Below are 9,338 nucleotides of genomic sequence, written 5' to 3'. Positions count from 1 at the left end.
GTGGGCTTCAAATTCGGGCGGTCGCTCGGAACGATCTACCTGCAGCGCTCGCTCACGCCGGTGACGAAGCGTCTTCGTCGGAGATGATCCGACCGCCGCTCGGGATCACCGGGATGGCCGCCAGCAGTCGTTTGGTGTAGTCCTGCTTCGGGCTCAGCAGCACTTCTTTCGTCGTGCCGCGTTCGACGATCGCGCCGTCCTTCATGACGGCGACGGTGTCGCAGAGGTTCTGCACGACGCCGATGTCGTGCGAGACGAGGATCAGCGTGAGGTCCTCGGTCTCCAGCAGCTGCTCGAGCACCTCGAGGATCTGCGCGCGCACGGTGACATCGAGCGCCGAGAGCGGCTCATCGCCGACGAGGATGCGCGGGCGGTGCACGATCGCGCGTGCGATCGCGACCCGCTGGCGCTGACCGCCGGAGAACTCGTGGGGGTAGCGATCGGCCATCGCGGGGTCGAGGCCTACCTGGGTGAGGACCTCCCGCACTCGTGCGCGGCGGTCTCCGTCGATGCCGAGCGCCCACAGCGGCTCGGCGATGATCTGCCCCGCGCTCATGCGCGGATCGAGTGACGCATACGGATCCTGGAACACGAGTCCGGTCTGGCGGCGCAGCCAGTGCAGCGAATGGGCGGATGCTGCGGCATCCACCTCGCGATCATCGATGCGCACGGTGCCCGCTGTCGGACGGTCCAGCCCCAGAAGCAGGCGCACCAGCGTCGACTTTCCGGAACCGGACTCGCCGATGATCCCGATCGACTCTCCCGCCTCGATGTCGAGGTCCGTCGGGTACAGAGCGGTCTGAGCGCTCGCGCGCTCGAACATCGTCCGCCTCGGCACGGGGAAATCACGGCGGAGTCCGCGGGACTCGATGAGGCTCATGCGTTCCCCTCCGGACGCCACAGTGTCGCGGTGGCATCTCGCAGAAGTCCCTGGGTGATGGGGGAGGAGGGCGCGGTGAGCAGCGTCGATACCGGAGCCGCCTCGATCACTCGTCCTTCTTCGAGCACGACGCCGTAGGTGGCCACCTGGGCGAGCACCGCAAGGTCATGCGTGATGAACATCAGCGACATGCCGTGCTCCGAGACCAGCGAGAGCAGCAGTCGCAGCACCTCGGCCTGGATCGTCACGTCCAGAGCCGTGGTGGGCTCGTCGGCGATCAGGAGCTGCGGCCGGCAGGCGAGCGCCATCGCGATCGCGACGCGCTGCCGCTGGCCGCCGGAGAGCTGGTGCGGATACTTGTTGACGATCGTTTCCGGATCGGGCAGATGCACGCGTGCGGCTTCTTCGATCGCACGCTGGCGCGCCTCGCGCTTGCCGACACCGGTGTGGATGCGCACGGACTCTGCGATCTGTCGGCCGACCGTGCGGATCGGGTTCAGCGCCGTGCGCGGTTCCTGGAACACGATCCCGATGTCATCGCCGCGGAAGCGGGCGAGCTCCCGGTCCGGCATCCCGATCAGTTCGGTGCCGTTCCACCGGATGCTGCCGTGTGCTCGCGCACCGTCCGGGAGGAGTCCGAGGATGGCGAGCGCGGTGACGGACTTTCCCGAGCCGGACTCTCCGATCAGGCCGAGTCGTGCGCCGTCGGGCACCTCGAACGAAATGCCGTCGATGACGCGTCGTCCGTCGATTTCGACGACGAGGTCCTGGACCTGAAGGCTCACGCGACCACCTCCGGAGTGTGGATCTCTGCCGAGCGATGCTGCAGTGTCGGATCGGTCGCCTCGCGCAGCGCGTCACCGAGCAGGTTGAGAGCGAGGACGGTGATCGTGATCGCCAGGCCCGGCCAGATCACCGACAGGGGATGGATGCCGATGTACCGCTGCAGATCTGCGAGCAGAATGCCCCACGAGGGCTCGGTGACCGACGCTCCGAAGCCGAGGTAGGACAGCCCCGCCTCGGCGAGGACGGCGACGGCCATCGACCACGACAGCTGCACGATGAACACGGGGGCGACGTTGGGCAGCAGGTGGCGCACCAGGTTCTGCGAGGAGGTGAGGCCCGATGCGCGCCCGGCGAGCACGAAGTCGCTCTGCTGCACTCGCCGCAGTTCCGGGCGCGTGACACGGGCGATGTTAACTCCGAATCCGATGCCGACGGCCCAGATGACGACCCACAGCGACCCGCCCCAGACCGAGGAGATCATCATGGCGATGATCAGCACGGGGAAGGCGATGAGGATGTCCACGAGCACCGCGACCGTCTCGCGCATCCACCGGAAGGTCAGCGCGCCCAGCGCAGCCAGTGCGATGCCGACGATCGTGGCAACGATGCCGGCACCGACGCTGACGAACACGGTCGTGCGCGTGCCCGCCATGATGAGGCTGAAGATGTCCCGCCCGGTGCCGTCGGTGCCGAACAGGTGCGGCCATCCGGGGGCGGCCCAGCGATTTCGCACATCTGCATTGTGCGGATCGAACGGCGTCCACAGCATTGAGACGAGCGCGACCAGCGCGACCACGGCCACGACGATCAGGCCGAACCGTCCCGTCGCACCGCTCCAGAGCTGGCGCAGCCACCGGGGCATCATGCGGCCTCTCGCTGTCTCGGGTCCACGAAATGATGCACGAGGTCGACGACGAACCCGATCACGAGCACGAAGCCGGTGAGCACCAATAACTCACTCTGCACCTTGACGAGATCACGCGTGCCGACATCGGTGACCAGCATCCGGCCGATGCCGGGCAAGGTGAACAGCTGCTCGATCACGACGGATCCGACGACGATGCCCGCGACTTGGAGCCCCAGCACCGTGACGATCGAGAGACCGACGGCCGGGATGCCGTGCTGGATGAGCGCGCGGTTGCGGGTGAGGCCCTTCGCGGCAGCGGTGCGGACGAAGTCCTGCCCACGGGCCTGCAGCGTGGCGCTGCGGACGAACCTCAGCAGCATGGCGCCCTCGACGATTCCAATCGTGAGAGCCGGCAACAGCAGTGCGCGCACCGCCTGCCACGGCTCATTCCAGCCATGACGAGGGAAGCCCTGGGCAGGCAGCACCCCGAGCCACACCGCGAACACGACGATCAGCATCATTCCGGCCCAAATCACCGGGACCGCTGCGAGAGTCTGCGAGGTCACGTTGATGACGGTCCCTCCGGCGCGGCCGCGCAAGAGCGCTGAGCCGACGCCGAGCGGTACCGCGATCAGCAGAGCGATGACGAGCGACATGATGCCGAGCGGGACGGTCACCTGCGCCTTCTGGGAGAGTTCGGCACCCACAGATGCGCCGCTGAGCTGCGAGGTGCCGAGGTCTCCCGTGAGCACTCCACCGATCCAGTCGCCGTACTGCACCGTGAGCGGTCGGTTGAGGCCGAGCGATTCACGCAGCGCCTCGACGGTCGCCGGCGATGCCTGCGTGCCTGCGATGAGCTGGGCGACATCACCGGGGAAGACCCGGAGACTGAGGAAGATGATCACGCTCGACACGAGGAGTCCTGCAATGAGCAGGACTCCTCGTGTGAGCGTGTAGCGGATCACCCGGGATCAACCGATGCGTGTCAGTCCGTGGCGACGGTGACGCCGGCGAGGTTGATGCGCGAGTTGATCGAGTCCTCCGGGAAGCCCGAGACGCTCGGGCGCAGAGCGGTGATCGTCTCGCCGGTGTACAGCCAGTCAGCGGTGTGATCCTCGGAGACGAGACGGGCTGCCTCGGCGAGGAGCTCGGCGCTGGCGTCGGGGTCGGTCTCGGCGAGTGCCTGGGCGTAGAGCTTCTGCACCTCGGGGTTGTCGTAGTTGAAGTAGTAGTCGGGGTTGGCGAAGTTTCCGAAGTCTCGGGGCTCCACGTGCAGCACGAAGCTGAGGTCGTAGTCCTTGTTCGTGTAGACGTCTTCGAGCCAGGTCGGGAACTCCACCGAATCGACCTTCAGGGTCACTCCGATCTTCGCGAAGTCCGAGACCAGCACCTGGGGCACCGTGGTGCCGTAGAACGCAGGGATGGTGAGCGTCAGATTCAGATCCTTCTGACCGGCTTCGTCCAGCAGCTTCTTGGCCTTGGCGGGACCGTACGGCGCGACGTCGGAGAGGTCTTCGTAGCCGGGGTCGAGCTCGGGGATCGGACCGTACAGCGGCTGGCCAGCACCGATGGCCTCGACGAGGGCCTCGTGGTCGATGCCCAGGCGCAGCGCTTCGCGCACGCGCACGTCATCCAGCGGTGCCTTTGCGTTGTTGAACGCCAGTGTGGCCTTGTCTGTGGTGCGACCGGTCGTCATCACGAATTCGCCGGAGTCCTCGAGCTGGGGTGCGAGGTTCGGGTCCACGGCGGTGAGGACATCGAGGCTGCCGTCGAGGGCGGCGTTCACGCCCGCCGTGAAGTCGGGGATGTATTCGAAGACGACCTCGGCGACACCGGCGGGGTCCGCCCAGTAGTCGTCGTAGCGCGCGAAGGTGATGGTGCTGCCCTTGCTCCAGTTCTGCAGGGTGAAGGGGCCGGTGCCGTTCTCGGCGGTCTGCAGGTCGGTGTCGTCTCCGCTCTGGAAGACGAGGCCGGCGGGGCCGGTGAGCGAGAACAGGAAGTTCTGGTTGGGCTCGGAGAGGGTGATGACGACGGTTGCGTCATCCGGAGCAGTGATGGATGCGACGCTCGCGAACTCCGCGTTGCCCTGGATCGACTCATCCGTGCGGACGGTTTCGTACGATGCCACGACGTCGGCCGAGGTCAGCGCCGTGCCGTTGTGGAATGTGACGCCATCGTTGAGCGTAAAGGTGTAGGTCAGCCCGTCGTCGGAGACCTCGTAGTCGGATGCCAGGCGCGGCTCGATCGTGTTGTCCTGCGCGCGCGTGACCAGCCCCTCGTAGACGTTGTCGACGAGGATCTGCTCGAGGGCTGCGCCGCTCGTGTGGCGGATGTCGAGGTTGGTCGGCTCGAGGACCAGGCCGACGGTGAGCGTGGCGTCCGGGTCGGGCTCGCCCGTGGAGGTCTTCACCGGTTCGGGTGAAGAGCCCGCGCAGGCACTGAGGACGATTGCGGCGGCCGCGATGGCGGAGATGACGGCGAGGCGTTTGGTACGACGGAACATTTCGGTGCGATGTCCTCTCGGGACGGCGGGTGCTGTGTGCCGGTGCGGATCGGGGATGGTGGACAGGGGGAAGAAGGTCGTCAGCGCGGCGAGTCGACCGACGCGCGGATCAGTTGGGCGAGCTGACCCGGCGCGGTTTCCTGCACGTTGTGGGTAGCATCCATTGCCACGACCTGCGCGTGCGGAAGGCGCGTTTGAAACTCGTCAGCATTCGCTTCGCTCACGAAGCCACGGGTTGCCCGCACGAGGGTCACGGGTGCGGTGACGGCGGCGAGATCATCCCAGCCGCTGGAATCGAGAATCGCACGCGACGGAGCGGCAGGCGCGTCCGGTGCGGGGGTGGCGAGCGCCGCGGCAGCGAGATGTGCGAAATGGTGCTTCCACTCGATACGGCCGTCGGGTCGGACTCGCGTGTTGAGGAACACGCCCCGCTCGGTTTCTGCGCGGTTACCTCCGAAGCCGAGGGACATGGCACGATCGACGAGCTCATCGCGTGTGGCGAAATCGGTCGGTCCCTCGTAGAAGGCGCGCAGCGCCGATGGGCCCCCGGAGGTGTCGAGTCCCGGGGTGATGTCTACCGTGATCAGCGCGCGGACGAGTTCGGGATGGGTGGATGCCACGGCGGCGGCGGTGAGCCCGCCGAGAGACTGGCCGACGAGGATCTGCGGTTCGGAGGTCCATTCCTGCAGCGCGAGTACGACATCGGGAGCGAGGGTGCGGCCCGAGTAGTCGGCGTCGTCGCGCCAGCTGGAGTCGCCGTGGCCGGCAAGGTCGATCACAAGGGTCGGCAGCTGCAGGTGGAGCACAGTGGTGTCCCAGGTGTGCGCGTTCAGCCCGGCCCCGTGCAGGAGTGTGATGAGGGGGCCGCCTGTTCCATACCGGAGCGCGCTGAGTTCCCGTCCGTCGGGAAGCGTAAGAGCGACGCGCGTGGCCGACGGTGCGGGGACGCCGAGGGCATGAGCCTGCAGTGGGAGATACTGGACCTCGCTCGCGTTGGTCGTCACGCCCATATTCTGCTCCGAAGTGGGCGTTGGCGTGAAACCTGAAATCATATTGCCACGTAATCAAGGATAAACGATTGTCTAATCGCTTAGTTTGAACGCAAAGTGATTGTCATGATGATTTTCTCATCGATTGTGAAGGATTCCCAGCGGGCGTTGTTAGCGTCGGTGGCATGCGGACTTCTCTCTTCGCCCCGCACTTCCGTCCTGGCCGACAGCTCGTGCTCAGCTGGAGCATCCCGAATTCCTTCGGTGGTATGACCGGTGCGCTCTTGCATCGATCCAGAGCGTTCGTCCGGGTCGCCGGTCACCCCGTCGACATCCTGACGCTGGACGATCGGCTCGACTACGCGGTATTCGGTGACGAACTTCGGCGCATGGGCGAGCTCATCGACGGCATCCGCATCGTCAACATCTGGGACTGGTTGCGGGAGCACGACGTCACGGCCGGCAAGAAGCGTCCGGAGCAGGCACATGAGCTCCTCGTCGCAGGGTCGGGCGTCGACGAACATCGGCGGGATGATGTCGTCTTGCTGCGCGAGCGCATCGCAGACGATGGCAGCGGCGTGGTGGCCGCCGATCGATTCCGTGCAGACGGCACTGTGCTGATGACCGATCGACGGGACGAGCGCACCCAGTCACGAGATGTCATCCTCTACGACCGCGATGGCACGCCCGCGCGTAGGTGGGGGAGCGTGTGGGGTCTCTACCGGTACTGGCTCGACCAGGTGATCGGCCGAGACGAGAGCTTTCTCATCGTCGACTCGAAGACGGCGGCGCGATTCGCTCGCACCTACCGGCGGCGCAATGTCATGACGATGCATGTCCTGCACGGATCGCATCGCACAGCAGACGGAGCGGCCCTGAGCAAGACCCGCCGCAGTGTTCTGGAGAACCTCGACGATTTCGACTCTGTTGTGCTGCTCACCGAGGGCCAGCGCGATGACCTCGTCCGTGACCTCGGCCCGCACGCGAACCTCGCCGTGATTCCGAACGGATTCAACGGTGCACCGGCGACGCCGGGTGAGCGGGCGAATCGCATTCGCGGGAACGGGATCATGCTGGCCTCGTTGATCAAGCGCAAGCGCGTGTCGCACGCGATCAAGGCTGTCGCGCGCGCGTCTGCATCGGTTGATGCGGCTCTGGACGTCTTCGGCGACGGTGAGCGCCGTCCGTTGCTGGAGGAGACGATCGCATCCCTCGGAGTTGCGGATCGAGTGCGACTGCGCGGGCACGATCCCGAGGCCCGCTCCCACTTCGTGGCGGCCGATTTCATGCTGCTGACGTCGACCGCCGAAGGTCTGCCGCTCGCACTCGTGGAGGGGATGGCGGCCGGGTGCATCCCGATCGCCTACGACATCCCGTACGGACCGTCGGACCTGATCGTCGACGGAAAGAATGGATTCCTGGTGGTGGCGGGAGACATCGACGCACTGGCAGCACGGATCGTCGAGCTGCAGCGGATGCCGGGGCGTGCCGTCGACGCCATGCGCCGACGTGCCATGGCGACGGCCGAACGGTTCGACGATCAGGCGGTGACGCGGGCCTGGGCCCGTGAGATGGAGAAGGCGTGGGAGCGCAAGCACGCGGCATCCGGGCCGGAGTCGGTGGCTGCACGATCCCGGCACTCCGCCGGGCGGATGAAACGTCGACTGATGCGTGTCAGCGGACGCTATGACGCCTCAGGCGAGGAGTGAGCGCACGCGGCTGGACACCGCACCGCCGACGAATCGCGAGAGGCGATGCGCCGGAGCCTCGACGTATCGATGGAACAGGCCCGCCAGCAGCAGGCTCGCCGGAAGCCCGACAGTGACCGCCAGCAGCCAGTTCTCGGTTCCCCAGAGATAGACCAGCGTCGCCAGCAGTGGAACGTGCACGAGGTACAGGCTGTACGAGACCCGGCCGAGCCACTGCGGCGTGCGACGCTCGAGCAGCGTGCTCAGTCGCGGCCATCCGATCGAGGCGATGATGATGATGGCTGCACCGACGCCCGCCAGGCCCCACAGCGTTCTGCTCGTGATGCTTCCGGCATCTGCAATCGGTCGAGCGAGCCAGCTGGCGACGAGCAGCATCAGCGCGAGCGCGGTCGCACTCGGCCAGAATGCCGCGTGACGAGGACGGCGTGCCCAGGTGAGCAGATCGTCGAGGCGCACGGCCATCAGCGTTCCGAGCATGAAGACGGGCAGGTACACCAGGGCGTCGACGTCGACGATGCGCCCGGTGACCGTCAGCGCGCACGCCACGATCGCCGCGACCAGCGCGTGCCGCCGCAGCAGCACCGCGGCACCCACGAACAGCGGGAGCGCGAGCGAGAAGATCATCTCCCAGCGCAGCGACCACAGCACATTGTTGATGTCGTAGCTCGCCGGGATCAGCGATGCCTCGCTGAGAAAGGAGCCCCACGTGACCGTCGTCGCCTGCCCGTTCTGCATCCACGATCCCTCGGGCATCGTGGAGGCGTTCCTGGGCACCACGAAGATCAGAATCGTCGCGAGCACCAATGATGCCCATACGGGCAGGTAGAGCCGCAGGATTCGGGTGGGGTAGTAGCGGGACCATGCGAAACCGTCGCGCAGCACGGGGAGCGTGACGACGAAGCCGGAGAGCACGAAGAACACCATTACGGCCTCGGTGCCGGCGAAGACGAGCTTTGTCGGGCTCTGCGTGAGCCATGCGGCGAGACTGCCGTCCAGGTGCGGGAGGCTGATGAGACTGCAGTGGTAGATGACGACGATGAGCGAGGCCACGCCTCGTACTCCGTCGACACTCGCTATCCGCCTCGAACCCGCCATCTGCGCCAACGCTAGTCGGCAGGACTGAGCCTAAGCTGGGGCCTATGAGTGAGACGCGAGTGCACCTGTCCAAGACCGAGCCCGCCGCGTACAAGGCGTTGGAAGCGTTTTCACGGACCGTCGGTGAGATCTGCACGGCGAACGGCATCGACGATCGTCTGCGCGAGATCGTCATGATCCACTGTTCGCAGCTCAACGGGTGCGCCTACTGCACTCGGGTGCACCTCGATCGCGCGACTACCGCGGGCATCGACGTCGACACCCTCACGCAGATTGCAGTCTGGCGTGAGAGCGGTGTCTTCTCGGACCGTGAACGTGCGGCGTTGGAGCTCGCCGAGGCCTTCACCTTCATCTCGGACGAAGGGATCTCCGACGAGGTGTACAACCGAGTCGGCAGCGTCTTCACCGAGAAGGAGTATGCGGCGCTCAGTTGGGCATGCGTGTCGATCAACGCCTTCAACCGCGTCGTGATTGCCGGTCGCTACCCGGTTCCGCCGCGACAAAGGTAAGGCAACCCTTTGTCGGTGGT

At 66.2% G+C, this 9,338-nt stretch carries 9 protein-coding genes; 2 read left to right on the top strand and 7 right to left on the bottom strand.

Features of this window, described 5'->3' with window-relative positions:
* Nucleotides 1-52: 52 nt before the first annotated feature.
* The 6 genes from ACTIAO_RS10870 to ACTIAO_RS10845 all read right to left on the bottom strand — a co-directional run bounded on the left by ACTIAO_RS10870 (nt 53) and on the right by ACTIAO_RS10845 (nt 6,026).
* A complete protein-coding gene (locus ACTIAO_RS10870; RefSeq protein ID WP_441906288.1) occupies nt 53-880 on the bottom strand; it encodes an ABC transporter ATP-binding protein in 828 nt (275 codons plus the stop codon).
* Nucleotides 877-1,665, bottom strand: coding sequence for an ATP-binding cassette domain-containing protein (locus tag ACTIAO_RS10865; protein ID WP_441906287.1), 789 nt, complete (start codon nt 1,663-1,665; stop codon nt 877-879). Before ACTIAO_RS10865 ends, ACTIAO_RS10870 begins: the two co-directional genes overlap by 4 nt.
* The gene (locus tag ACTIAO_RS10860) at nt 1,662-2,531 is read right to left on the bottom strand and encodes an ABC transporter permease (protein ID WP_441906286.1); all 870 of its coding nucleotides are present in this window, start codon (nt 2,529-2,531) and stop codon (nt 1,662-1,664) included. The genes ACTIAO_RS10865 and ACTIAO_RS10860 overlap by 4 nt, the downstream gene beginning before the upstream one ends.
* Nucleotides 2,528-3,478 (bottom strand): ABC transporter permease, encoded by a 951-nt coding sequence (locus ACTIAO_RS10855; protein ID WP_441906285.1) that lies wholly within the window; start codon nt 3,476-3,478, stop codon nt 2,528-2,530. Before ACTIAO_RS10855 ends, ACTIAO_RS10860 begins: the two co-directional genes overlap by 4 nt.
* A 20-nt stretch (nt 3,479-3,498) precedes the next feature.
* Entirely contained in the window at nt 3,499-5,016 is a 1,518-nt protein-coding gene (locus tag ACTIAO_RS10850; protein WP_441906284.1) for an ABC transporter substrate-binding protein, read from the bottom strand.
* Between the two features lie 80 nt (nt 5,017-5,096).
* Nucleotides 5,097-6,026 carry an alpha/beta fold hydrolase gene (locus ACTIAO_RS10845; RefSeq protein WP_441906283.1) on the bottom strand — a complete coding sequence of 310 codons (930 nt, stop codon included), beginning with the start codon at nt 6,024-6,026 and terminating at the stop codon, nt 5,097-5,099.
* Nucleotides 6,027-6,190: 164 nt separating this feature from the next.
* Between ACTIAO_RS10845 and ACTIAO_RS10840 the strand changes: the two genes are divergently transcribed.
* On the top strand, nt 6,191-7,714 hold the full coding sequence (locus ACTIAO_RS10840) for a glycosyltransferase (protein ID WP_441906282.1): 1,524 nt from the start codon (nt 6,191-6,193) through the stop codon (nt 7,712-7,714).
* Here the strand turns inward: ACTIAO_RS10840 and ACTIAO_RS10835 are convergent.
* Nucleotides 7,700-8,809 (bottom strand): acyltransferase family protein, encoded by a 1,110-nt coding sequence (locus ACTIAO_RS10835; protein WP_441906281.1) that lies wholly within the window; start codon nt 8,807-8,809, stop codon nt 7,700-7,702. The two genes, ACTIAO_RS10840 and ACTIAO_RS10835, sit on opposite strands and share 15 nt — an antisense overlap.
* 44 nt (nt 8,810-8,853) lie before the next feature.
* Between ACTIAO_RS10835 and ACTIAO_RS10830 the strand changes: the two genes are divergently transcribed.
* Nucleotides 8,854-9,318: a carboxymuconolactone decarboxylase family protein gene (locus ACTIAO_RS10830; RefSeq protein ID WP_441906280.1), complete on the top strand. Its 465-nt coding sequence runs from the start codon at nt 8,854-8,856 to the stop codon at nt 9,316-9,318.
* Nucleotides 9,319-9,338: the final 20 nt, after the last annotated feature.

This window comes from Microbacterium sp. (assembly GCF_052099035.1).
Taxonomy (GTDB): Bacteria; Actinomycetota; Actinomycetes; order Actinomycetales; family Microbacteriaceae; genus Microbacterium.
The sequence above is the reverse complement of the archived record's forward strand: the minus strand, read 5'-3'. Positions and strand labels throughout refer to the sequence as shown.